We start from the raw sequence: 24,621 nt of genomic DNA on the forward strand, positions 1-24,621 counted from the left end.
CCGTATTCCTACACTTTTCTTAAAATTTCAAAGCAAAAAAGCTAGTGTATTTTTAATAATACACTAGCTTTTTATTTGGAAGAAAAATTTAACAAGTACAATCACAATCAAAACAATCCGTACAGTCTAAATCGTCACAATCTGCTTTTCTCTTTCTTTTGTTTCTTTTAAGATAATAATACAGTAGCCCAAACAATAGTATACAAATAACAAAAGCTATTATTGCTTCTGTATACTTATTTTGAATCATAAAACCAATTCCACTTCCGCCTGAAATAAAAATTAGAATTAAGTAAATCCAGAACATCTATGTAAATACCTCCATTACTATATATCTTAAGATAATATCCATATAACACTAGAGGAAATGAATAATCCCATACCATTACCGCTTAATACACCAGTAGTTATTCTTAGCAAATTTGAGCTACTTCTCCATTTCCACTTTTGGGTGAACCCATCGATAAGTAACGGAATTTGAGCGAAAAATGATAGTATGATTGCCAAAAGAAATGAAGGTGTCATATAAAAATAAATTGGAAACATTAAAATACCAATAAGCATGCCTGTACAACGCGCACATAAAGGTATGTACTTTTGTAGTTTAAAAAAACTCCTATCTAATCTTCTATGACAAGGAATTTGTAAAATAAAAGTTCGAATCAATATGAATCACCCTCTCTAAAAAGATTTTAATTGATTTTGCAAAAAAAATATATATCCAATAAAAAAACAAACCAGGTTTATACTAGACCCAGTTTGTCAGTTTACTACTATGTTACATTTCCTCAGGTGCCTCCACCCCAAGTAAACGTAATCCTTCTTTTAATACAACCGTCACAGCATAAACCAATGCGAGTCTGCTGTCTTTTTCTTTGCTCTCTTCTAATATACGAACATTACCGTAATATTTATTGAATGATTGTGCTACATCTAATATATATTTCGAAATAATCGATGGCTCATTTTTATTGAAAGCTGCTTCAATTATTTGCGGGAATTTATTTAGTAATTTTACGACACTCCAGCTATGATCGTCTTTTAAAGCAAATGTACATGTTTCAAATTCTACACTTTCTTTTCTTAAAATAGAACAAGCACGTGCATGTGTGTACTGTACGTAAGGTCCTGTTTCTCCTTCAAATTTCAGCATATTTTCTAATGAGAATTCGATATTATGCATACGCTCATTTTTTAAATCGTGGAAGATGACTGCACCAACACCGACTTGCTTTGCTACTTCTTCTTTCTGTTTTAAGTTTGGATTTTTCTCTTCAATATTTTGTTTTGCAAGTTCGATTGCTTCTTCGAGTACTTCTTCAAGTAAAATAACTCTTCCTTTACGTGTCGACATTTTCTTACCATCTTTTAAAATGAAGCCAAACGGTACGTGTTCCATACCATCAACCCAAGTATAGCCAAGTTTTTTTAATACGGTGAAAAATTGATTGAAATGTAAGCTTTGTTCTGGACCAACAACATATAGCGCTTTATCAAACCCATAAGTGTTTTGACGATATAAAGCTGCCGTTAGGTCACGCGTTGCATAAATCGTCGCACCATCTGATTTTCTAATTAAACAAGGCGGCATTCCTTCTTCTTCTAAATTAACGACTAATGCACCTTCTGATTGTTCAAGCAACTCATGTTCTTCTAAAATCCCAATAAAATCTTCCATTAAATTATTATAAAATGCTTCTCCCTGAAAATTAGTAAATTCTACGCCGAGAAGTTCATAAATGCGAGAAAATTCTTTAAGGGACTCATGACGAAACCAATTCCAAAGTTCTACCGCTTCTTCATCACCTTCTTCTAGTTTCTTAAACCAAGCACGTCCTTCTTCTTCTAGTTCTTCGTCGTCTTTTACCTCTTCATGGAATTGGACATATAACTTAAATAGCTCACGTATTGGATCTTCTTTAACTACTGCTTCATTTCCCCATTTTTTATAAGCCGTAATTAACTTTCCAAACTGTGTTCCCCAATCTCCTATATAATTAATCCCTACAACTTCATAGCCACATTTTTCAGCGATATGTTTCAGCGAATTTCCTATCATTGTAGAACGTAAATGCCCCATCGAAAAAGGTTTCGCGATATTAGGAGAGGAATAATCAATTACTACTGTTTTTTCACAGCCAAAGTGGTTTTGACCGAACTCTTCTTTCTCCGCTAAAACTGTTTTTAATACTGCATCACTTACAGTTTCACGATTGAAAAATACATTTACATAAGGACCAACGGCTTCTACTTTCGTAAAAAACGGATCATTGAATTTCTCAGCAACTTCCTTTGCGATAAGAGCTGGTGCTTTTTTATATTGCTTCGCTAATGAAAAGCATGGGAACGCTGCATCTCCAAATTCATCTTGTTTCGGTGTTTCAATTAAATCTAAAATTTGTTTTTGCGTTAATTCATTCGTGAAAATATTAGATAAACTTTCCGCAAACTGCATTTTATAATCCATGATACAACCTCCTTATTTTTTAAAACACAAAAAACTCGTCTCTAAAAAAGAGACGAGTTTTAACCCGTGGTACCACCCTTGTTGTTCGTTACGAACCACTTTCCCGTTTATAACGAGGACAGGGGGCCTCGGCTTTCTCTACTATTCGTTCAAGAAGCATCTCCGAAGTGCGCTTCATCTTTTTCTTCCGTACTAGGCTCACACCATCCCTAGCTCGCTTTCCTTCTAAAAAAGACTACTCTCTTCATCACAGACAGTATATTTAATTAATTATTGCTTATTATACATCTTTTCAAACAATTAGCAAGGGTCAATTACACCAAAGTGAAACTTAGCACTTTTTCTTTTGTATACATAAAAATTGTGTTTTTCAAATCTAGAACTACGAAAATGATCTTTTAAAACGACACGTTTTCTCGCCACTCGTTTTGCCTCCGCAATTGTTTCGTCAGTAATATCATGATACAAAGCGAAGTGTTTTAATCCTTTAATTCCATCGGATTCTATGACAGTTTCTTCAAACATCGGATCAAGGTAAACGACATCGTAACTATTGTCTTCACATTGCGCTAAAAATGAAAAATGCTCCGTTTGCTTTACTTGGATTCTTTGCATTGCTTCATCAATTTCAGAAACAGATGAAGACCATGTTTTCAAACCATTTTCCATAATATAAGCCATATACTCATTGCCTTCAAGTCCTGTTACTTTTCCGCTTTCCCCAACAACATAACTAGCTACAATACTATCTGATGCCATCCCGAGCGTACAATCTAACACTGTCATTCCTCTCTCTAATTGCGTGGCTTGTACAAACGGATCGTGTTCTCCACGCATTAACCTTTTCACACGAAACATCGCTGAGTTCGGATGAAAGAAAAACGATTCTTCCGTACCTTTTGGATAAATAGCTAATCGGTTCTTCCCTACGACAAGCACATCTTGTTCATACTGCTCATGTAGCTTATGTACCGGTATGTCATTACGTTTAACGAAAGAAGCATTTAATTCTGCTGCTACCTCGTTTGCATAATCTGTCATTTCTTTGTTCGTTCTTCCTGCTGTTGTTACGATCATTGTTTCACCTCTATATAAAGAAAAGAGGGAGATTTACTCTCCCCCTTCTTTAGCAATTCTTTTCGAAAGCTTGTTCTAAGTTCGTAATAATTTCGTCCATAGTTGCACCTTCAATTTCATGACGGTGAATAAAGTGAACAACTTCTTTTCCTTTTAATAATGCCATAGATGGTGAAGATGGAGGAATTTCTCCGAAGTATTCACGCATTTTTGCAGTAGCATCTTTATCTTGACCTGCGAATACAGTTACAAGATGATCAGGTTGTTTTTCAGCACGAACAACCGCTTGACCTGCTGATGGACGTGCTAAACCAGCTGCACAACCACAAACAGAGTTTACAACTACTAAAGTTGTACCTGATGTATTTTCCATAAATTCTGTTACAGCTTCTTCTGTAGTTAACTCTTCAAACCCAGAACGCACTAACTCTTGGCGCATTGGGATTACCATTTGGCGCATGTATTCTTCATAAGCATTTGACATCTTGTAATCTCTCCTTCAACTTTCATTCCAAATTCATCATATCACGCTCTATTAATAGGTGCAAAAGAAAGATAACGATGATTTCATTTTTTTGTAGGGATTTCACAAACCCCACCGCGGCAATGTCCCACTGGAACAAGTTTTCTATTATTAGCGATATAATCGTATACTTTACTTCCAAAACCAAGTACGATAGATAGCTTTATAAAAGGAACTGCAAACCAATAAGATGGAACGGCCTTTGCTAATACATCTATGCTCTGAATACCGTCATACCACTTATTATTTTTAAAAATATACAGTCTTTGTTCCATCTTACTTTGTAGTTCTTGAGAAAGCTCATACTTCTCAACTACATCTTCATTTCGAAATGAAACAAATTTCATCTTACCCTTTTTATCTAATTTTTTCGTACGTTCTGCAACGGCCGTACACATCGGACACCAACTATCATAGAAAACAATCATACATTATTCCCCTTTACGAGACTCCGTCATTTGTTTCCATACAGAACCTTTTGCTTCTTCTCCGCCTTCAATACGCTCTAATGCTAGACGTGCTTGCATGGCTACTTCAAACTCTGGATCATCTTGCGCTGCTTTTAATGCTGGAATCGCACTTTCATCTCCAAGTTCAAATAAGAACATCGCTGCACGCCAGCGTACTAATTTACTTGGATCTTTCAGAGATTTAATCATAACGAACATCGCTGCCGGATCACCTACATCTGATAAACAATCTCCTGCAGTACGGCGAACACTTACAGAGCGATCTAACAAAGCTTTATATAATAACGGTAATACTTCATCACCTTTTACCATACCTAAATAAGCTGTTGCTAAACGGCGTATTGAAACTTTTTCATCATCTAACGCCATCTTCAACACTGGAATATCTTCTTCAGTAGGATCCATTTGTTCTAATGCTGCAAAACGATTTTTCCAGTCAGAATCTTTCATCATCTCTTCTGTTACTTTATATGGCTCACGCTTTTGAATCGTTACTTCAACAGCACCTGCTTGATTTAATAATTCTTTAACCGTTTCATTTACACGTTCTTCTGAATAAGCAGCAACAATCTCTTCCACTACTTCTTTCCCAATTTCTTCAAAATTACCGTAACGTGTACTTTGTTCTACCCATTTACGCTCTTTTACAACGTTTGGTGCAGACATTTGCACTTTCATAATTGATTCTTTAAAACGATCTGGTAAGCCAACACGTTCTTCCGATGTTCCATCTGTTAACTTTACTTGCATTGGAATTGTAAAGAACATTTGAACAAACACTTTCACTTCTCCAAAATGAGACAGTTGTTGTTCTTCACTTTCTTCCAATACTTCTTCGCCGAAAACCGCACGAACTTGTTGTAATAAAACTTTCCAGTCATACTTCGCATTTCGCTCCACTGCTAAAAAGTCGGCTACATGATATACACCTTTAATGCCTTCAATTTTCAAAATTTCTTGCACTTGCATTGGTGCTTGTTCTTTATTTTCATTTGTATAATTATTACGTGCTCCTGATGGTAATACTTCATTCAAAATAACTTTCATTGTATTTGGACTTGGCGTCGGTTCAATTGCTTTAATCTTCACGTAAAAAACTCTCCTTTATTGCGTGTTCTTAGCTGTATTGTAACATGTTATCACTCTATACTCCTACTGGGATGCTTAATTTTACTACTTTCTTCCCGCTACCATACTATTTCATTCTTTTTACATTTTAAATTAGGAACGGGATTTTAAAAGCTTTCGTTTCCGATGATTTTTTTACCCATTTCTTGAGGTACCGCCAGTATTTTTGAAAAAACACGCTAAGCAAAAAAATATAATAAGCTGTCCATATAGACAGCTTATTTACATATTTTTCGTTCTCGGAAGTTGATCTTGTAGCGCTCTTTCTCGTAATTCACTATGTTTTCCAAAGAAAATAGTGCAAGACAAGGCTATGAATACATTTGCAAAATGACAAAACTGTAAGAATACACGAGTATTTGTAAGAAAGTTCGATGTTTTCCTTTTTCTTTTTTTATTATAGTGAAAAAGAAGAACGAAATATTCTCTTATGTAGGAAAGGAAGATAATAATGATTGATTTATTAAATAAATGGATGTTAGAAAGTACAGGAAATTTCAATATCGTTGTAGGACTTACAGCACTTCTATTTTTGGGTTCAGTAATTGCACTTATTATTATTTACAAAAAAATTGGTAAACCAGATGAAAGAACAACTCCTATTTATTTTAAAATTATTTCTTGTATGTTTACTACTCAAATTCTAATGAATTGCATATTCATTTCTTTAGTTGGTAAAGATATTGAGAATTTCCGTCAAATCTTTATATTATTTGAAGCCTTTGTATTCTTCGTTGGAGCTATTTATTCGTTTAAATTATATAGACAAGAATTTAAATAATTCACTTGCAAGAAACAATAAAAAGGAGGATTCCTTACTCTCAGAAGGAATCCCTTTTTTATTTTCTATCACTCGATTCATCTTTTTATACATTCCTATCCTGTGATGGGTTTTACGGTTCTCGTTTGTTACTGGATTAGCCAAAAAACGTTATAAAATTTTGTATAATCTTTACTTGTTTTTTCAAAAAAGCTGGCGGTATCCCCTCTTTAAGTTTATTAAAATACTTTCCACAATTTTTTCCGAAGCTATTACTTCAAATCACCTTTTATTACGATGCCCCCTCCCGCCTTCTCTCCAAAAAGGTAATACTCTCAATCACAACTTCAGTTCTATATATTCTCTTGCCTTGTTCATTATCGTAATTACTAGTCTGAATACGCCCTGTAATCCCAACGAGTGATCCCTTTTTACAATATTCAGTTACATTCTCAGCCGATTTGCGCCAAACGACACAATTAATAAAATCGACTTGTTGTTCACCTAAACTATTTCGAAATCCTCTATTCACCGCAACACATATTCGTGCATAAGCGACGCCTTGTTTTGTGTAGTATAATTCTGGCTCCTTTGTCAATCTACCGATTAATACAACTCGATTCATCATAAGTTATACCACCTCACATGTTTTTCTTCATTGTAAGGAGAAATGTTTGAATGGTAAAAAGCACAAAATGATATATCCGTAAGTAAAAAGTATTATTTTAGACCTTACAAAACAAAAAAAGAAACCATACATAGTTCAAACATGTATGGTTTCAAAATTTATTACACTTCAGTACAAGATATGTAATATCCTCCGCGAGCCATCTTTATTTCAGCACGGTACATTGCATTTTCTAAGTAGAAAGTAATCGGTTTAACTTTACTCTCAAATTTTAGTCTTTCATTGCATTCAGCTGCATATCCTTCAATCGCTGAAGTAATAACTTTTGATGATGGATACGTTAAAGCTTCATCTAGTTCTATGAAAAAACTTTTAGAAAATAGTTTTTTCATAATCCCCTTCTTCTCTTTCATCATATTCCATCTCCTTCACTTCAAGTTGCTATCATCCATATTATACCATGCATTCAATATATCTTTGAAAATAAAAAAATCCTGCATTTTTCATGCAGGATTTTTTTATTAGTCATTTTTCGTAAAGTAAGAAACGAAACGAAGAATTTCTAAGTATAACCATACTAATGTAAGCATTAGTCCCATCGCAGTATACCACTCCATATATTTCGGAGCTTGACTACGTACACCATTTTCGATTAAATCGAAATCTAGTAATAAGTTTAATGCAGCAACTACAATAACAACTGCACTAATAATAATACCGATTGTACCACCTTGGTGAATGTATGGAACAGTTACACCAAACATATTTAGTAGGAATACGACTAAATACATAACCATAATTCCAAGTGTTGCTGCCATCACGCCTGTACGGAATTTATCCGTTACTTTTACTACGCGTGTTGCATATAACACTAACATTGCAAATAGAATTGAGATTGTTAGTAATACAGCATTTAAAACGATAGAATCGCCAAATTTCATTGTATAAACTGCTGAAATACTTCCTAACACAACCCCTTCTACCGCTGCATAGATTGGTGCACCAAAAGGTGAAATACGTGGGAAGAACATAGACGCAAATGCGATGATTGCCGCAACAATTAAAGCACCAATTAATACTGGCATCTTCATCGTCCCCTGCATCATCTGTATGTATGAATAGACAGACGTTGCAAGTAGCAAGATAAGCATAATGAACGTTTTGCCTACTGTTCCGCCAATCGTCATCGCAGAAGCACTTGCTCCCTCTTTACGGAATGCCTCTTTTTTCAACATTGGATTAGATGTTCTCATTTTTTCCCTCCTAAAATAGGTTCTACCAATAGTGTAAAGTTTTTCTCTTTACTTTTCAATATATGCAGCTTGTTTTTATTTTAATCCTTCAACGATGTCTGATAGTTCACTCCATCTTTCCATCTTTTTTTCTAGCTCTTCTTCTGTTTTCTGCTGTGCTTCAGATAATTCTTGTGCCTTTGTGAAGTCAGATCCAACTTTCGCAAGTTCTTCTCCAATTGACTCAATTTTCTCTTCAAGTTCGGCAATTGTATCTTCAATCGTTTCCCATTCACGCTGTTCATTGTATGAAAGTTTACGTTTACGTTGTTGTTTTGGCGCTTCTTCTACAACTTTTTTCTCTTTTTGAACTTCCGCTTTCTCCATAAGTTCTCTCGTTTTTTCCATTTCTAAATAATCTGTATAACTACCTAGAAACTCACGCACTTCGCCTCCGCCAGTAAAGATGAACAGTTCATCTACTACTTTATCTAAGAAGTAACGGTCATGCGATACAGTTAAAACGACACCTGGGAAATCTTCTAAATAATCTTCTAGTACTGTTAATGTTTGTGTATCTAGATCATTCGTAGGTTCATCAAGTAAAAGTACGTTTGGTTCTCCCATTAAAATACGTAATAAATATAAACGTCTTCTTTCACCACCAGATAGTTTACCAAGCGGTGTACCATGTGAATGAGTCGGGAATAAGAAACGTTCTAACATTTGAGATGCACCAATTACTTTTCCATCTGTCGTATGAATAACTTCTGCAATCTCTTTAATGTATTCAATCATACGCTGATTTAAATTCATCTCTTCATTTTCTTGCGTATAATAAGCAACTTTTACAGTTTGTCCTACTTCCACTTCACCACTATCAGGAGATAACTTACCTGCAAGCATATTTAATAGGGAAGATTTCCCGCTTCCATTCGCCCCAATAATTCCGATACGATCACCCGGTTTCACAATATGATTAAAATTATGTAATACCGTCTTATCGCCAAATTTTTTCGTTACATCTTTTAACTCAAGTACTTTCTTTCCTAGACGACTTCCGCTTAGTGCAATATCAACTGACTGTTTTGCAGCTGGTCCTTCTTGTGCCTTTAGCTCATCAAAACGCTGAATACGCGCCTTTTGTTTCGTAGAACGGGCTTTTGCACCACGACGAATCCAAGCAAGTTCACGACGATATAAATTTTGGCGTTTCGATTCTTGTGCCAATTCTTGCTCTTCACGAAGTGCTTTCGCTTCTAAAAATGTACTATAGTTTCCTTCGTAGCTATATAGTTTACCATTATCTAATTCAAAAATACGATTCGTCACACGATCTAAGAAATAACGATCATGGGTTACAAGTAATACCGAACCTGTATATCTCGCTAAATATTCTTCTAACCATTCAACTGTCTCGTGGTCAAGATGGTTCGTAGGCTCGTCTAAAATTAATAAATCCGGTGTTTCAATAAAACATTGTGCCATTGCGATACGTTTTTTCTGTCCACCAGATAAATTCCCAACAATTGCAGTGAAGTCCGTAATTCCTAATTTCGTTAAAAGAGATTTCGCATTTGCATTTGCTTCCCATGCACTCATTGCATCCATACGTTGCTGCACTGCAAATAATTGTTCCTGTACTTTTTCATTACTTGGATCTTTTTCAATATTTAATAGTGCTTTTTCATAATCACGAAGAAGACGAATTAAAGGTGTATCGCCATGGAACACTTGCTCTAATACTGTCAGTTTTTCATCAAACTCTGGTTGCTGTGATAAATAACTAATTGTATACCCACGTGAATGCGTCATATCACCTGTATCAGGAGTTTCTAATCCCGCAATAATTTTTAATAATGTCGATTTACCAGTTCCGTTTACACCAATAATTCCGACACGTTGTCCTTCTGTAATACTACATGATAATCCATCAAATAACGGCTTTTCTCCATATGATTTTGATAAGTTCTCCACAGTTAACATTTTCATATTTGTGCATTCCACTCTTTCATAAATTGTTCAATAAACTGTTCCATATAAAGATGACGAATTTCAGCCTCTTGTTTTGCTGCATTCGTATTCATTAAATCTTTTAATTTCAAAAGTTTTTCATAAAAATGATTTAAAGATGGATCATTATTTTTTCTATACTCTTCTTTCGTCATTTCTTCACGCGGCGGAATAGTTGGGTCATACATTAATCTCCCTTTCGCCCCGCCATATGCAAATGTACGAGCAATTCCTATTGCACCAAGAGCATCTAAACGATCCGCATCTTGAACAATTTTCCCTTCAAGTGACTCTACTGTGCCGCCATGGCCACCTTTATAAGACATATTGGCGATGATATGAAGAATATGTTTACTTTCCTCTTCTTCAACACGTAGCTCTTCTAACCAATCAGAAACTTTTTTCATTCCTGCTTCTTCACTTTCATTTAGCTTTTCATCTGCCACATCGTGAAGTAATGCTGCCATTTCAATTATAAAACGATTTCCACCTTCTTGCTCAGATAAAGAAATCGCCATTTTATGTACACGTTCAATATGATACCAATCATGCCCACTCGCATCTTTTTCTAAAATATGTTTTACAAAAGTAATTGTTTTTTGAATTTTTTCTTGTTTTGTCATTTTATCTTCACCCAGTTACTTATTGTAACACGCCCGCATTTTTTCATCACATATTTTCTTGTCCGCCCATACACTAGGTGGTAGGCATCATCATGAAGGAGGAATAAACATGTTCTATAATAATCAACCGCCTTATCCAAGGCAACCATTGTATCCTCAACAACAAGAACAGAGATACACAGAACAATACGAAGAACAAGAGTTACAGCAGCAAGAGCCACAATATGACGAAAATCCATATGCAACAACGCAAAACCAAGAAACTGAATTTCAACAAAATCCATATGACACACGTCCAAATTATGAATATCCTCAAAATCCATATGCAGCACCACAAAATCAAGAACAGCGATATCCTCAAAATCCATATGTAATACCACAAAACCAAGAACAACAATATCAACAGAATCCATATGCAGCACCACAAAACCAAGAACAACAATATCAACAAAATCCATATGCAGCACCACAAAACCAAGAACAACAATATCAACAAAATCCATATGCAGCACCACAAAACCCATACACAACTCAACCACAAATCTTACCACCTGGACCAACACTAGACATTACACAACCACAAATCTTACCACCTGGACCAATTACTGAACCAACACAACAACAAATTCAACAAGTTGTCGGTACACAGTTTTTACCTTTCAAGAAACCCGTACTAGATTTCGTAAAACCATGGGTAGATTACGGTTTAAATGAAGCAAAACATACATCACATGAACACGCATTAACAGAAGTTGCTGCGATTATGTTTTTAGTTGGTAAAGGCTTCAATCCGACGATCGCACATTATATCGTTGAATCTTGGGAGAAGAATGAACAGTTTTAGAATTGTTTATTTGATAAAATATAAAAAACACAAAAGTGCCAAACCCCTTATACCACAAGGGTTTTGACACTTTTTAATATCTAAAACAAATTTTATTGAAATAATTATTTTTATAGATTTTCATACTTTTTTATATAGTACGTGAACAAAATGTGTGCAAAATGTGTGCAAATATACGAATCGCATTTCGCTGTTGTTGCACCGGTTATTTAAACCAATTCTCAATTATGAGATTTATATGAGAAACTAACACTTTTTCCTGTTGACACTTGGACAGTTTCTTGATAGCAAGCCACACGCAGAGATTATTATCGATGGAATTGATATACTAGAACATTATCCTTTATATTATTTCAAATATAATTCGGTCGTAATTAAAATAAAACAAAAAGAGGACGTATATATCACGTCCTCTTTTTGTTTTAGATATGCTCACCATGATCAATATAAGTATCGCCGTATTCGTATGCCGGCGCAGGTGGTCTACCGTGATCAAAATCGGCCACATTAGAAATATAATCTGGTCTTTGTGGTGCAGGTGGTCTACCATGATCAGCTTGTGATGTAAAAGATTCTGTAAAACTTCCAATAGTTAAAACAGCAGCAAAACTAAAAAATCCTATTAGTACTTTTTTCATTTTAACGCACTTCCCTTCTGAAGTAATTCTTTAGCATCATAAGATATATTAAAGTATTGGCTAGCCTTCTCATGATTACCTTCTTGATAAAGTTTTTTCGCTAAAATTCCAGAGTACTCTTCCATAAATCCATAAAGTTTTTGGGATTCAAAGTAATCTAGTCCATCTGCAATCGTTGTTTCTAGATTCTGCTTATAATTTTCATCGTATTGTGCTCGAAGTATTCGTAAATGATGTGTATATTCAACATCAGCTAATTCAAAGCCTTGAGTCAAAAATTCTTGTACTTTTTCAATTTCATTTACTTTGAAATGTTCTCGAGCCAGTAAGAATACAGTTTTATGATATGGTTTTTCAGATTTATACACATCCATTAAATGTCGAATTGCAGTTGCGGATATACCTTGTTTTGCATAAAGAAAACCTAAGTTGTATTGAATTAAGGTAATTAGTCGAGTACAGTTATGTTTTTTAGCCATATCCAAGCACTTAACAAAAAGCTCTTCTCCTTGTTCAAACTGACTTAAAGTGACACTTGCCAATCCTAGGATTGTATCGCATTCAATTTGATTTATTACATAATCTTCATGTTTTTTGTATATGTCTTTTGCTTTCATAACATGCTTAATTGTTAATAAAGGTTGTTGAAGGTGGTAATATAGTTCACCAAGTTTATAATTAAATTCAGCTTTTTCAATGTCATTAGGAATATACTCTAAAAGTCGTTCAGCTTCTTCAAATTGCTCCATCGCTTCCATATAGTTAGCAATCATAGTGTTATGCACAGCTTTATAGAAATGGTAGTAGTATCTTAAATACTCATCAATAGTTTTTGTTGTAAGTTTTTCAACTGCATCAAAATCACTACGAGTTACATATGATTTATTTATTAACACTTTATAACTATAATCTAATAAGGAATAGTACAATAAGAGATTTTGATCTTGTAAATCTCGATTTTGTTCGACCATTAAGACACTAATCTTTTCATCAACTTCTTCTTTCATTCTTGTCGCCTTTGTTATTTGTTTAGATAGAATAACCTTATACCATTCATTTAATAGTCTGGTAACTTTTTCATTATTCAGAATTATCATATCACAATCTCCTTTATTTAGTTTATATAAAAACAATCATAACAAAGTTTAATTGTAATAAGTTGCAAAAAACAATTTTATAAATAATATTCAGAATATTTAATTTTATTTTTATCAATTGACGTAAAAACATCGGTAAATCGTTAGATTGTAAAGAAAGAATTATCTATATAAAACTAATTGTAATGCTAGTAATGGTATAGCGTGAACCTTATTTGTCGAAAAGTTTTGGTAATTATTTGGTTTAAAAGTATTTATTTCCCATCATTTCGGGGTTAATATCTGAATTATGCTAACAAATAAAGGTAAATTAGCATGATATTGTCTTAATTAATATTTTAGGAGGTATGAAAAATGAAAAAGATTAGTAAAGTTTTAAGTGTTGCAGGATTATCTCTTGCTATGTTCGGAGGAGGAACAATTGCAAGCGCAGCTGAGAATAACACAGTTGATTCTACTATAAAAAAAGGTAATGTATTAGATTTAACAGATCAATCGAATGTACAAATAGGTGAGGTACTAACGTTTGGGGAACTTGTTAATCAAATTGCTGCAGATACCAATAAACCTAGAGAAGAAATTTCTCAGCAACTCATGGCTCAGGGGAAAGCTCGTGGACAATCATCTGCTGCAACACTTGCCGCTACGTACAGAACACTAACAACCAATTTTTCAGTAACACCTTTCTATAGCCCTTCATTAAGGTTTTATTGTGAAACAAATGAATGGGGTGGAAGCTTCAGGGGTATTAAGGAAATAAAACATATCAATATGAATAGAGATGCAAATGGTCTTTCTAAAACGTTCAGTGGTACAGTTCAAGCGAATTTAGAGGATCCTAACAGAATTTTCTATATTGTTAATGGTGATTTTCATAATAATGGCACAACTACTTTTAATGGCAATGTATCCATTACTGTAGGGAAGACAGGAAGTGTAGGTTTTAGTGCATCTTATGCGACGAGTCACTATAAATATACTTATAAAGAAGGATATGTATATTTTTAAAGTTGATAAATTTTTAAATGATCGATTACTTCTTAATTACATGTTAAGTTCATTATACATGCTAATTTAATGGAGGTGATCTCTCTGCAACCTAAATATATTCTGTTCATTCAAATTCTAATAGGAATACTAATAATCATGGCACCAATTATTATTACTGGTGAATTATATGATGTTTCAAAGACTATGGGTGATTTGCTAGTTGCTGAATTAATAATAAGAACACTTTCTTTCATAATAGGACTTGTAGTTATTAGCAAGGGGTTTGAAAATTATTCTAAATAGTTATTAGTACGTTATTTTCTTGAAACTTATAAAAAAGGTCTACTCATATAATCTGTACCCTTTGTAAAGGACATTTTGAAAAAAGTTAGGCAACATCAAGAAGATGATTTCTGTATCCTGATATGATCCCCTTATAGTAGACAGTTGAAAGAAAGTTACTTACTGTTTATTATGGAGGGGATTTTTTATGGGGAAAATTAGAAGAACTTTTTCAATTGATTTTAAAATGAAAGCTATTGAATTGTACTCACATAGAGGAATTGGAAGTAAATTAATTGGAAAGGAATTAGGAGTTACATATTCAGTTATAGATAGATGGATTAAAAAATATGAAAATGAGGGGATTCTGGGCCTACAAGAAAAACGTGGAAGATCTAAACAAACAAATGAAGTCAGTCAAGACGCTAGAATACAACGATTAGAAGCGGAAAACGCATACTTAAAAAAGCTATTAGCTACGAAAAAGGAGATGAGGTCAACAAAAGTAAATCAGTAGAATACGAAGTCATTCATACCTTAAAACAGAACTTTTCAATTGTATTGCTTTGTGAAATTGCAGGTGTTTCAAGAAGTGGATATTATAAGTGGGAAAAAAGAATCAACGATCCCTCTGAAAAGATGAAAGAGGATCAATTTATCATGTCTAAAATAGTAGAATGCGAACGAGATCCAGATATAAATGGAAGCTATGGTTACCGAAGAATTTGTATATGGCTTAAAAAGTATTATGGTTTACAGATAAATCACAAAAGAGTATATCGTTTAATGAGGAAAATGGGGATACAAGCTAAGATTCGAAAGAAAAAGTGGAGGCATTTTGGTTTAAAAGAACAATGCGTCGTGTCGGAAAATCTGTTAAACAGAGAGTTTTCAACTACAAGACCAAATGAAAAATGGGTTACAGATATAACCTATCTTACCTTTAACAATAAGCGCATATATCTTTCCGTGATACTAGACCTTTACAATAACGAAGTTGTGGCCTACCAAATGAGCGAATACAACAATTTAAAATTAGTTACAGACACAGTCAATAAAGCCTTAAGAAAAAGAAAAGTCCACGAAACAGTATTACATAGCGACCGAGGTTATCAGTATACGTCAAAAAAATATAACCAATTACTTAAAAAGCACAAAATAACTGTGAGTATATCTAGGAAGGGAAATTGTTACGATAATGCATGTATAGAGAGTTTTTTTAGTCATTTTAAGGCAGAATGCTTTTATAGACATACGTTTCATGAAAAAGCAGAAGTTTTTAAGGCTACTAAAAGATATATGGGCTATTACAATAACAAAAGATTTCAAAAAAGATTAAACAACCTTAGTCCTATTGAATTTGGAACTAAGGCTGCTTAATGAAAAGACACCTAATCTATTACTGTCTACTTGACAGGGGTAAGACCATCCAACAGGAGTCATCTTTTTTAAATCCCATTGATATCTATAATGATTATAATACGTCATATATTTCTTAATCTCTTGTTTCAATTCATTAAAGGACACGCAAGGTTTTATATGAGCTTCATCTTTCAGATGACCAAAAAATGATTCTTGTGGGGCGTTATCCCAACAGTTTCCTCTTCTTGACATGGATTGTCCAAGGTTTAGCTTTTTAACTAGCTTTTGATAGGTAGGGCTTGTGTAGTGTGGGATCCTTGATCTGAATGAATATAAGCACCTTCAGTCAATCGAATCCGCGGATTCCTTTTTAGTTTATGGAGAGTTGTGGTTACGAGCTCTAATGTCATCTGTTCTGAAACATGGTAAGCTAAAATTTCATTAGTTGAGCCGTCTAAAATTGTAGATAAATAGGCCCTTTGATTCTTACCGTAAACTAAATAGGTGATATCTGTAAGAAGTGTTTTCCCTAGGGTATTTTGTTTAAATTCCCGATTTAATTGATTCGGTACTATTCGATGTTCTTTTGTAGCTTTAAGCATTCTTTTATAAGGATTCGCTTTGCGAACCGGACAGATAATCTCGTATTTCTTCATAATTCTACGGATACACTTTAAATTGTAGACAACTTGAAACTGACCCGCCAATGTCATCTTTATCTGACGAGCCCCCTTGTTTCTATTTCTAAATCGAAGTGCTTTTAATATGGTTTCCTTCAAGATTTCATCTCGATCACTCTTTTGTTTCCGTTGTTCTTGAGATGAAACTGAAAAGTAATTATAGTATCCCGAACGGGATACACCAGCTACTTTACACAAATGACTGACCATATTCCTTACGTTGTATTTCATGATGACAGAACGAATCAAGATGAATTTCTGACTAGGTGGTAGTGTTATTTCCTTCTCATCCTCCCTTCCATAAGTTTGATTTTTTTTAGCAATTCGTTTTCCGCCTTTAGTAAGTTTCGTTCAGCTTCTAAACGGGCATACTTTTCTTCTAACGTAAGCTCTCTCTCAAGAGTTCTGCCAGCGTTTTCGATACGTGTATCCCTTAAACCCAATACACCATTTTTTCTATAAGCAGCACGCCATCTACTTTCCGATGACATAACTCGTTTCATTCCAATCATATCTATATCAAAACCACAATCTTCAAAAATATTTCGAGGTAGCTTTCCTTTTTCATTTTCCTCAATAAAAATATGCTTAAATTCCTCTGTATAAGTGATACCTTTCTGACTTACAGATTTTACGTATAGGTTATTTGATAGAATTTGAATTTCTCTTTCTGTAAATAGTTTTTTTGTCATTTTCAACATTCTCCGATCTCAATTTTCCTTTTATTATACAAGAAATACCCTATAGAATAGACTTTTTTCAAGTGTCTATTCTATAGGGTACATTTTATATTTAATTCCACCTTTTTTAAATTTCATTATATTTCTTTTTAGAGTCTCGAGATTTCTCTACTGGATATTTTTTATTATTTTTTCTATTTTGTTTATAATAATCTCTTCTAAGTCAATATCCAATTGATCTGCCAACTCATCTTTCATGTCTTCTTTTTTTGTTTCTACAGCTTCCTCACTGCTTTTCCACTGAAAATTCTCCAACAACTCACTCGCCTCTAAAGAAAGAGAAATAGCTAAATCTTTAGGATTGTGGAACTGCTTCCAGTTCCTATCATCCCGAAATTTTAGGACTTTCTCTAAAATAGTTTGATTCATTTTTTGAATCCCCCAGTTACTTTTCATTGGTAAACTCTTCTATTTATCAGGTAAACTATCATAAAAACGTTCAATGGCCGCTACTAAAACTAAATCTTCTAAATGAGCAGTTTTAGGGTTGTTTATTTTTAAAAACATCAAAAATACCAAATCCCTTATATCACAAAGGATTTGGCATTTTTAAGTATCTAGAACACACGCTAAATTTAAGGAGAAATTAACAGACATGCGTCCGGCATAATGCCGTGTCCACACCCAAGGATCGGTTACATAAAATAACGTATCTAACATGGGAAGTCTATTGGTCTTTTCCCCTTATAGTAACACTCTCTTCTACTAAGACCTTTTCTTTCTAGGACCTACAATTAATTTAATCGCTGTTCTTTCTTCATTATTGATAGAAATCTCTTGAAATGCTGGTACGAAGGCTAAGTCAATACCACTTGGAGCGACGAACCCTCTTGCAATCGCAATTGCTTTAATCGCTTGATTTATAGCTCCAGCCCCAATCGCTTGAATTTCCACATTACCACTTGTTCTTAGTACACCCGCTATTGCACCCGCGACTGAATTTGGGCTTGATTTTGAAGATACCTTTAATATATTTTCCATGTAAGTTGCTCCCTCTATTATTTAATCTCTCTTTCGTTACAATTTTAAATATTTTAGCGTATCTTTAATTACTATTCACACCAAAAACAAACGATGCTTCATATGTACATTATTCTATATTTTCTGACTTCTTCCTGCTCAGCTACGCAAATAAAAAAATAAACTGAATAACCTAATATACATACAGTTAAATGTCATAACTTCACCAAATGATAACATCCATACAGCTAAAGATAATATTGCTGTTTTGTCAGACTAAATAAATATAGTAAATTGAAATTTTAATGAGTGGGGGTTTAATTCATCCCCCACCTAACTTCTTTGCTTTCGCTGAATTTTGAGGTGGGAGTCTTACTGCTCGGAAAATAGCGGGATAAACGTTTCCTCATTACTTCAATCTATTTAGAAATTCCATTTATTTTTCTATTAAATTATAAACCTTGTCATCTTCAAAAGGTGTTACAGGTAATACCCAAATACTACACTTCATCATTTGACCACTTTATATTCCAAATCTATCTCCTTTTATAGTACAAGCATACACGCCAATTGTGATTCATCTTCATAAACTACTATGTGATTTAAATTTATTAAGAATAGGAGGTAATATATTGGGTTCATACTATCATTCTTCAAACTCGTATAAAAAATGCTCATGCAAATCTTCTTCCAGTTCAAATAAAAAATGTTCATGTGACCATTCACATAAACGAAGCTGTCCTGCATACGGAACTTTTTGGCAAACTGAATTTATAACTGTTCCTTTTGGCGATCCTTTTCCATTTAATCACGTTGGACCTTTAGCAGGAGGTGTTTCCTTACTAAATCCTACTACTATACACTTTAGACAAGCTGGTGATTATAGAGTTTCGTTCATTTCCAGTATTAATACTACTTTAAATCCTGTATTTCCACATATCCCAGTCATAACTATATTTTTAAATAACAATCCACTTGCTAATAGTCAAGGTGACTTCGCTATTCAAATGAATACTTCATCAAATAACGAATGTCTTCAACTCATTGGCGAAACGATTGTTACAGTGCCAGCTAATTCAACTCTTCAACTTAGAAATAATAGTGGCTTTAATCGTCAAAGTATTGTAACTTGTGACAATGGTATAAATTCAGTTGAATTAACAGTTACAAAACTAAGTTAATATTATTTCTTTACATTCAGATGCTATTTCAGCATCTTTTTTTATTGAATAACAGTTTTCTTCGACTTTTATTATCTTTCATCACGCAAAAAAAGTGCAGAATTCTTTCTAACACAAGATTTCTGCACTTTTATATTATGCTTATTTATTCTTCCTTATTTCTCTACATAAACCGACTTAACAATCGTACGATTATATGGTTTTCCTTCTTTATTCATCCCTTTTATATCCATCGTAACGTTATATACTCCCGGTTGTTTTATATCTTTCAAAGCACCTGTAAATGTATTCGTATTAACATTTTGTAATTCATTAAATTCAGAGACTAACTTACCTTCTTTATTAACGACTCTTACTGTTATGGAAAGATCCCCTTTCATTTCAGGTGCCACTGGTGATTTTTTCAGTTTATACTCAGGTTTATTTACTTTAACTTTTGTAGGCATTTGAAGAACAAATGGCGCGCTATTATTGTAATCGCTTACAACTAAATATGCATCTTTCGACTGCTTCGCCATCATTTTGATTTTCCATTCGCCTACTTCCAATTTATCAAACTTAAATGTTCTAATTGTCGCCCCATTAAAGAAAGATTCGCCTTCACCAGTAGTTATAGCGCTATCTTTGTTTGCATAGATTTCTCCTTTTGGAGATACCATTTGTACTTCTACATCAGAAGAAGCAGTTAGTACAGAAACTATTCCTTCAGCCTTTTTATCAACAGAAATACTTTGCTCTATCCACTGATTTTGTGGTAATTCGCCTCCTAAAATATTTTGATTTGAAGTTGTATTTAATTGTTCTAGATTTTCATTTGAACTAGTGCTGGATGCTACTAAAGCTGGTAACCCCACATTTGTCGTACGTAAATATGGTTCAATTCGTGCAAAAACAGCTGATCCTTTTCTTATATTGTCATGATCAAATCTGGAATCTGTAAATAAATGTGTACCGTACGATAGCTTCGCACTCCATTCATTTACTAGTCCATCATTTGAACCGTACGATGATAAATATAACCCGCCCATAGATAATGCAGAAAATGTTGGTCCCCAGCTAGTCCCAGTAGCCGTATAGTAACGGTTTAATTTAGCTGCTGGGTTGTTATCTATTATTGAACGAAACTTTGCCATTTCACCTATTTGTAACGAATACGTACCATCATCTTTTTGACCTAATATAGAAGCAAGCCACCCTGCCCACCAACTATATGACAAATCTGCTAAATTTGAGCCATGATGCGGTGTAGCAAGTGTAATAACATTTCCAACAAATCGATTCGCACCATATTCAACTAATGCAGCTTGTGTATCAATTCCACCTTTACTATGCGCTACAATATTAACTTTCTTACCGAAATGATTATATATTTCTTCAAGTTTTTGTGCCAACAATTTTCCGTTATCCCACTGACTAGCCGAACCTTTCCCCGCTGCATCATACAATTGTATAAACACTGTTTGATAGCCTGCTTTTAAAGCATAATCATACATATCATTTATATCATGATATACTGTCTTTCCATACCAACTATCAGCATTACCATTTCTTCCTTGTACAAAGAGAATTGGCGGTTTATTCTCATCATAATTAGCAGGTTTTTGGCCTAAAAACCATTCTCCAGGTGTGAATACTTCTGTATCAGGAAACCCCTTTCCAAGCTCTTTTACAACTTCTGCCTGTACATTTGTGCTAATCGTTGGAGCCATGATAAAAAATACAATTAGTAAGGCCACACATCTTCTCATCAGTCGCATATTACTCCCCCTATTTTTTTGAAAGAAGGTGTTCTTTATAATATTTTATATTTTCCCTTCCTTAATAATAGCTAATCTTTTATTTTAAAAAGATGTTAGCCCTATTTTTAGAAGGTTACTAGTTGTATACCCTCTTTCTTAACTCTCGTTATTCTCTTTGTTTCTACCTCTTCCTTTTGATAGAATACGACAAAAAAGTTTCTCAATAATTGTTACCTTCGCTACACCCAGATATTTTTTAAATCATTATTGTTTATATAAAGCATACAAATCTTGAAAAAATTTTAGTAAAAAAACATTTTATTACTAGTTAGTTATTTAAAAATATAATAAAGATATGTACTTTCTTTTCATTAAATACAAACTAATTTTAAAGGAGCTTGTATTATAAGACTTTCCTACGATTAAAAATTAAGCTGAAATTTCCGAATAGAAAATCATATTTCCAGAAACATATATTATGATAATTTCCGCACACTTGAATTAACTTTTTAGAAGTACTAACCTATCGGTGAGCAGAAGAAAATTCTGTAAAAAGAAAGGAGAATACTTTATGATGACCAAATTACAAAAGGAGTTTTTTAAACGCTTAGAAATTCCTGCAAAAGAAATAACATTTGATGATTTAGATGAAATTCTCTTAAAAATGGGAATGATTCTCCCCTATGAAAATCTTGATATTATGGCTGGTACTATTAAAAATATCTCAAAAGATAACTTAATAGAAAAGTTACTTATTCAAAAACGAGGTGGACTTTGTTATGAATTAAACTCCCTATTGTATTATTTTTTAATTGATTGTGGGTTTCAAGTATACAAAGTAGCCGGTACTGTTTATGACCTTTACGATAATAAATGGAAACCCGATGATGGTCATGTCATTATCATATTAAGTCATGAGGATAAAGATTATGTTGTGGATGCAGGTTTTGCATCTCATCTCCCTTTACATCCAGTCCCTTTTAACGGAGAAGTCATCTCCTCTCAAACAGGAGAATATCGAATTCGTAAGCGAAATACTCGAAAAGGTACGCATATTTTAGAAATGAGAAAAGGAGCTAACGGGGAATCTACAAGTTTCTTACAATCTGAACCTTCAAACGAATGGAAAATAGGCTATGCTTTCACTGTAGATCCAATAGATGAGAAAAAAGTGAATAAGATTCAAAAAGTGATTGTAGAGCATAAAGAATCTCCTTTTAATAAAGGAGCTATCACTTGTAAATTAACTACTTATGGTCACATATCATTAACAAATAAAAATTATACAGAAACCTTTAAAGGCACCAAAAATAAACGACCAATAGAATCTAAAGATTATGCTCGCATTCTTCGTGACTCTTTTGGAATAACGCAAGAGAAATATGTAGGAAAAACACTAGAAAGAGGCTAGTTGACTACAAGTATTTCATAATAAAGCAGATTCTATATTTAGAATCTGCTTTATTTTATATTTTGTTATAAATTAATTTAATTTTGTTGTTACCCTTTAATTTTCAATTATATACTCATCATCATATTTATCGTATTGTAGCCCTTTCCCTATCTTTGACTCCGTAACTTGATCTCTTAAAAACGGTGCAGCATCCATTTTACTAGTTGCAATTTCAATTCCATATTTTTTCGTTAAATGAGCTAACTCTATTAAAAACCACTCTCTTCGCAATGTAACTGGAATATCCAATGTTTTTCTTTTCATATATAATAGCACCTCTTTTATTTTCATAGCTTAAAAATATCACTGGATGCACTTATTAAAACTACCTTTCACCGCTAACATCCAATGAAACATTATAGTATATGCATGTCCATTTCAAACGTGCTATCACAAATATGATATTTAAGTTTACATAATTATATTATGTAATAGTAGGAAAGGAAGGCATGTCCCTTCCTCTTCTACTATAGAGATTTAAATTAAGAACATCTTGGTACACCTAAAGCTAAAAATAAACCTGCTACTCCCGCAGTAATCGGTACTTTTAACGTAATAACATCATCTACCTTCGTTACTAAAAAGTAAGCATTACCTTCTTGTAATATACAAGTTACCAACAATTGAAATTCCATTCAAATCTCCTCCTTTCAATCGATATACTATAATTTATGAAATCTCTTTCAAAAAGTAATAGGAAATATATCCATTTTTCCTTATATATAAAATAAATGTTTATGAGTCTATTAAAAATATTAATTTTCTAAATTTATACAAAACGTGTAATATCCAATAAATTCCTATATAATCAATAAGAAGAATCTTACAAATGGAGGTATGAAAATGTCGATTTTAAGTAATATTGGTGCAGCTTTATTTTTTATTGCTTTTATTCTTTTAATCTTATGTATCATTTCATTCTTTAAGAAAAATGGAAAAGCAAAACAATATGGACGTCCTACCGTTATTCTTTTTATGATTTCTATTATATTAATAACGGCCGGTACAACAAAATCGGAACACCCCGTCGTCGAGTTTTTTTCTACTTTAAGTTTCATTCTATTTATATTCTTCCTTGTTCTAGCAATCTTATCTGTTATTAAGAAAACAGGTGTAGCGAAAAAACAATTTATTATTACAGCTGTATTATTTGTCATTTTTGTTGCGTTATTAGGTATTTCAGCTCCTTCTTCTGAAAAAACGACAGCAACTAGTACAAAAGTTGCCTCTAATAATGAAGAGCCAAAAGATAGCGAACAGAAAAAAGAGCTAGAAAAGAAAGAGGCGGACGAAAAAACTCAAAAGCAAGAAGATGAGAAGCGTCTAGCCGAAGAACAAGCTCGTAAGCAAGAGGATGAAAAACGTCAGGCTGATGAACAAGCTCGCAAACAACAAGAAGAACAAAAACGTCAGGCTGATGAACAAGCTCGCAAACAACAAGAAGAACAAAAACGTCAGGCTGATGAACAAGCTCGTAAACAACAAGAAGAACAAAAAGCACAGCAAGCTCAAACACAACCAGCTAATGGTAATACTGATAGTGCATACTACAAAAATTGTGCTGCAGTTAGAGCAGCTGGGAAAGCTCCTTTACATAAAGGGCAACCAGGTTATAGCTCTCATCTTGATCGTGATGGCGATGGAATTGCATGTGAAAAATAGTAATAAAAAAGAAGCTTTTACTAAGCTTCTTTTTTATTAACGTAAAATATTACCACTTATTACTTTCCCCCT

28 protein-coding genes, 2 pseudogenes and 1 other annotated feature are annotated in these 24,621 nt (G+C 33.5%); of the genes and pseudogenes, 9 read left to right on the forward strand and 21 right to left on the reverse strand.

Annotated features, from left to right (window positions below; all coding sequences use genetic code 11):
• Nucleotides 1-88: 88 nt before the first annotated feature.
• From MKY38_RS11410 to MKY38_RS29295, 8 genes and pseudogenes are all read right to left on the reverse strand, one after another.
• Complete coding sequence (locus tag MKY38_RS11410; protein ID WP_000498601.1) at nucleotides 89-307, reverse strand: hypothetical protein; 219 nt, start codon at nucleotides 305-307, stop codon at nucleotides 89-91.
• 29 nt (nucleotides 308-336) lie between these two features.
• Complete coding sequence (locus MKY38_RS11415) at nucleotides 337-666, reverse strand: DUF2085 domain-containing protein (protein WP_000621475.1); 330 nt, start codon at nucleotides 664-666, stop codon at nucleotides 337-339.
• A 112-nt stretch (nucleotides 667-778) separates the two neighbouring features.
• A complete protein-coding gene (gene argS, locus MKY38_RS11420; RefSeq protein WP_000384910.1) occupies nucleotides 779-2,467 on the reverse strand; it encodes an arginine--tRNA ligase in 1,689 nt (562 codons plus the stop codon).
• Between the two features lie 45 nt (nucleotides 2,468-2,512).
• Nucleotides 2,513-2,727 (reverse strand) — a binding site (T-box leader).
• Between the two features lie 40 nt (nucleotides 2,728-2,767).
• Nucleotides 2,768-3,544, reverse strand: a complete 777-nt coding sequence (locus MKY38_RS11425; protein ID WP_000637459.1) for a class I SAM-dependent methyltransferase — start codon at nucleotides 3,542-3,544, stop codon at nucleotides 2,768-2,770.
• Between the two features lie 49 nt (nucleotides 3,545-3,593).
• Complete coding sequence (locus tag MKY38_RS11430; protein WP_000063706.1) at nucleotides 3,594-4,028, reverse strand: BrxA/BrxB family bacilliredoxin; 435 nt, start codon at nucleotides 4,026-4,028, stop codon at nucleotides 3,594-3,596.
• An 83-nt stretch (nucleotides 4,029-4,111) separates the two neighbouring features.
• Nucleotides 4,112-4,495 carry a thiol-disulfide oxidoreductase DCC family protein gene (locus tag MKY38_RS11435; protein ID WP_000634884.1) on the reverse strand — a complete coding sequence of 128 codons (384 nt, stop codon included), beginning with the start codon at nucleotides 4,493-4,495 and terminating at the stop codon, nucleotides 4,112-4,114.
• A 3-nt stretch (nucleotides 4,496-4,498) separates the two neighbouring features.
• Nucleotides 4,499-5,626, reverse strand: coding sequence for a conserved virulence factor C family protein (locus tag MKY38_RS11440; RefSeq protein ID WP_000692566.1), 1,128 nt, complete (start codon nucleotides 5,624-5,626; stop codon nucleotides 4,499-4,501).
• A gap of 276 nt (nucleotides 5,627-5,902) precedes the next feature.
• Nucleotides 5,903-5,977 (reverse strand): annotated as a pseudogene (locus MKY38_RS29295) (transposase); the annotation flags it as partial.
• Nucleotides 5,978-6,116: 139 nt separating this feature from the next.
• On the opposite strand from MKY38_RS29295, the gene MKY38_RS11445 reads away from it, so the two are divergent.
• On the forward strand, nucleotides 6,117-6,446 hold the full coding sequence (locus tag MKY38_RS11445; protein WP_000566285.1) for a hypothetical protein: 330 nt from the start codon (nucleotides 6,117-6,119) through the stop codon (nucleotides 6,444-6,446).
• 271 nt (nucleotides 6,447-6,717) lie between these two features.
• Here MKY38_RS11445 and MKY38_RS11450 read toward each other — a convergent pair whose 3' ends face one another.
• The 5 genes from MKY38_RS11450 to MKY38_RS11470 form a co-directional block, all read right to left on the reverse strand.
• Nucleotides 6,718-7,053, reverse strand: coding sequence for a single-stranded DNA-binding protein (locus MKY38_RS11450; RefSeq protein WP_000982019.1), 336 nt, complete (start codon nucleotides 7,051-7,053; stop codon nucleotides 6,718-6,720).
• A gap of 161 nt (nucleotides 7,054-7,214) precedes the next feature.
• The gene (locus MKY38_RS11455; RefSeq protein ID WP_000975137.1) at nucleotides 7,215-7,469 is read right to left on the reverse strand and encodes a DUF4318 domain-containing protein; all 255 of its coding nucleotides are present in this window, start codon (nucleotides 7,467-7,469) and stop codon (nucleotides 7,215-7,217) included.
• A gap of 105 nt (nucleotides 7,470-7,574) precedes the next feature.
• Nucleotides 7,575-8,306: a Bax inhibitor-1/YccA family protein gene (locus tag MKY38_RS11460; protein WP_001260655.1), complete on the reverse strand. Its 732-nt coding sequence runs from the start codon at nucleotides 8,304-8,306 to the stop codon at nucleotides 7,575-7,577.
• 75 nt (nucleotides 8,307-8,381) lie between these two features.
• Nucleotides 8,382-10,277 (reverse strand): ABC-F family ATP-binding cassette domain-containing protein, encoded by a 1,896-nt coding sequence (locus MKY38_RS11465; RefSeq protein ID WP_000783169.1) that lies wholly within the window; start codon nucleotides 10,275-10,277, stop codon nucleotides 8,382-8,384.
• Nucleotides 10,274-10,921 carry an HD domain-containing protein gene (locus MKY38_RS11470; protein ID WP_000165965.1) on the reverse strand — a complete coding sequence of 216 codons (648 nt, stop codon included), beginning with the start codon at nucleotides 10,919-10,921 and terminating at the stop codon, nucleotides 10,274-10,276. Before MKY38_RS11470 ends, MKY38_RS11465 begins: the two co-directional genes overlap by 4 nt.
• Nucleotides 10,922-11,030: 109 nt before the next feature.
• Here MKY38_RS11470 and MKY38_RS11475 point away from each other — a divergent pair, with 109 nt between their 5' ends.
• The gene (locus MKY38_RS11475; RefSeq protein WP_341049039.1) at nucleotides 11,031-11,765 is read left to right on the forward strand and encodes a hypothetical protein; all 735 of its coding nucleotides are present in this window, start codon (nucleotides 11,031-11,033) and stop codon (nucleotides 11,763-11,765) included.
• 422 nt (nucleotides 11,766-12,187) lie between these two features.
• Here the strand turns inward: MKY38_RS11475 and MKY38_RS11480 are convergent, their stop codons facing one another.
• On the reverse strand, nucleotides 12,188-12,403 hold the full coding sequence (locus MKY38_RS11480) for a hypothetical protein (RefSeq protein ID WP_000756629.1): 216 nt from the start codon (nucleotides 12,401-12,403) through the stop codon (nucleotides 12,188-12,190).
• Complete coding sequence (locus tag MKY38_RS11485; protein WP_205208639.1) at nucleotides 12,400-13,500, reverse strand: response regulator aspartate phosphatase; 1,101 nt, start codon at nucleotides 13,498-13,500, stop codon at nucleotides 12,400-12,402. Before MKY38_RS11485 ends, MKY38_RS11480 begins: the two co-directional genes overlap by 4 nt.
• A gap of 354 nt (nucleotides 13,501-13,854) precedes the next feature.
• Between MKY38_RS11485 and MKY38_RS11490 the strand changes: the two genes are divergently transcribed.
• The 4 genes from MKY38_RS11490 (at nucleotide 13,855) to MKY38_RS11505 (ending at nucleotide 16,152) form a co-directional block, all read left to right on the forward strand.
• The gene (locus MKY38_RS11490) at nucleotides 13,855-14,508 is read left to right on the forward strand and encodes a hypothetical protein (protein WP_000724008.1); all 654 of its coding nucleotides are present in this window, start codon (nucleotides 13,855-13,857) and stop codon (nucleotides 14,506-14,508) included.
• Nucleotides 14,509-14,577: 69 nt separating this feature from the next.
• A complete protein-coding gene (locus MKY38_RS11495; RefSeq protein WP_033665752.1) occupies nucleotides 14,578-14,793 on the forward strand; it encodes a hypothetical protein in 216 nt (71 codons plus the stop codon).
• A gap of 187 nt (nucleotides 14,794-14,980) precedes the next feature.
• Entirely contained in the window at nucleotides 14,981-15,289 is a 309-nt protein-coding gene (locus MKY38_RS11500) for a helix-turn-helix domain-containing protein (protein ID WP_000516502.1), read from the forward strand.
• A complete protein-coding gene (locus tag MKY38_RS11505; protein ID WP_341050296.1) occupies nucleotides 15,244-16,152 on the forward strand; it encodes an IS3 family transposase in 909 nt (302 codons plus the stop codon). Before MKY38_RS11500 ends, MKY38_RS11505 begins: the two co-directional genes overlap by 46 nt.
• A gap of 45 nt (nucleotides 16,153-16,197) precedes the next feature.
• Here MKY38_RS11505 and MKY38_RS11510 read toward each other — a convergent pair.
• From MKY38_RS11510 to MKY38_RS11520, 3 genes and pseudogenes are all read right to left on the reverse strand, one after another.
• Nucleotides 16,198-17,515, reverse strand: a pseudogene (locus tag MKY38_RS11510) (IS3 family transposase); the annotation flags it as partial.
• 147 nt (nucleotides 17,516-17,662) lie between these two features.
• Nucleotides 17,663-17,950 carry a hypothetical protein gene (locus MKY38_RS11515; RefSeq protein WP_002025705.1) on the reverse strand — a complete coding sequence of 96 codons (288 nt, stop codon included), beginning with the start codon at nucleotides 17,948-17,950 and terminating at the stop codon, nucleotides 17,663-17,665.
• A gap of 309 nt (nucleotides 17,951-18,259) precedes the next feature.
• Nucleotides 18,260-18,535, reverse strand: a complete 276-nt coding sequence (locus tag MKY38_RS11520) for a stage V sporulation protein S (RefSeq protein ID WP_000427801.1) — start codon at nucleotides 18,533-18,535, stop codon at nucleotides 18,260-18,262.
• Between the two features lie 611 nt (nucleotides 18,536-19,146).
• On the opposite strand from MKY38_RS11520, the gene MKY38_RS11525 reads away from it, so the two are divergent.
• Entirely contained in the window at nucleotides 19,147-19,695 is a 549-nt protein-coding gene (locus MKY38_RS11525) for a hypothetical protein (protein ID WP_063245838.1), read from the forward strand.
• 155 nt (nucleotides 19,696-19,850) lie between these two features.
• Here the strand turns inward: MKY38_RS11525 and MKY38_RS11530 are convergent, their stop codons facing one another.
• Entirely contained in the window at nucleotides 19,851-21,452 is a 1,602-nt protein-coding gene (locus tag MKY38_RS11530) for an esterase/lipase family protein (RefSeq protein ID WP_048567931.1), read from the reverse strand.
• A 553-nt stretch (nucleotides 21,453-22,005) separates the two neighbouring features.
• Between MKY38_RS11530 and MKY38_RS11535 the strand changes: the two genes are divergently transcribed.
• Complete coding sequence (locus MKY38_RS11535; protein WP_000988427.1) at nucleotides 22,006-22,845, forward strand: arylamine N-acetyltransferase family protein; 840 nt, start codon at nucleotides 22,006-22,008, stop codon at nucleotides 22,843-22,845.
• A gap of 96 nt (nucleotides 22,846-22,941) precedes the next feature.
• Here MKY38_RS11535 and MKY38_RS11540 read toward each other — a convergent pair whose 3' ends face one another.
• Nucleotides 22,942-23,151: a hypothetical protein gene (locus tag MKY38_RS11540; RefSeq protein ID WP_000824207.1), complete on the reverse strand. Its 210-nt coding sequence runs from the start codon at nucleotides 23,149-23,151 to the stop codon at nucleotides 22,942-22,944.
• A gap of 218 nt (nucleotides 23,152-23,369) precedes the next feature.
• On the reverse strand, nucleotides 23,370-23,522 hold the full coding sequence (exsG, locus tag MKY38_RS11545) for an exosporium protein ExsG (RefSeq protein WP_000395679.1): 153 nt from the start codon (nucleotides 23,520-23,522) through the stop codon (nucleotides 23,370-23,372).
• Nucleotides 23,523-23,730: 208 nt separating this feature from the next.
• On the opposite strand from exsG, the gene MKY38_RS11550 reads away from it, so the two are divergent.
• Nucleotides 23,731-24,549 carry an excalibur calcium-binding domain-containing protein gene (locus tag MKY38_RS11550; RefSeq protein ID WP_025709745.1) on the forward strand — a complete coding sequence of 273 codons (819 nt, stop codon included), beginning with the start codon at nucleotides 23,731-23,733 and terminating at the stop codon, nucleotides 24,547-24,549.
• Nucleotides 24,550-24,621 lie beyond the last annotated feature (72 nt).

The sequence above is a fragment of the Bacillus sp. FSL R5-0585 genome (assembly GCF_038004545.1).
Taxonomy (GTDB): Bacteria; Bacillota; Bacilli; order Bacillales; family Bacillaceae_G; genus Bacillus_A; species Bacillus_A cereus.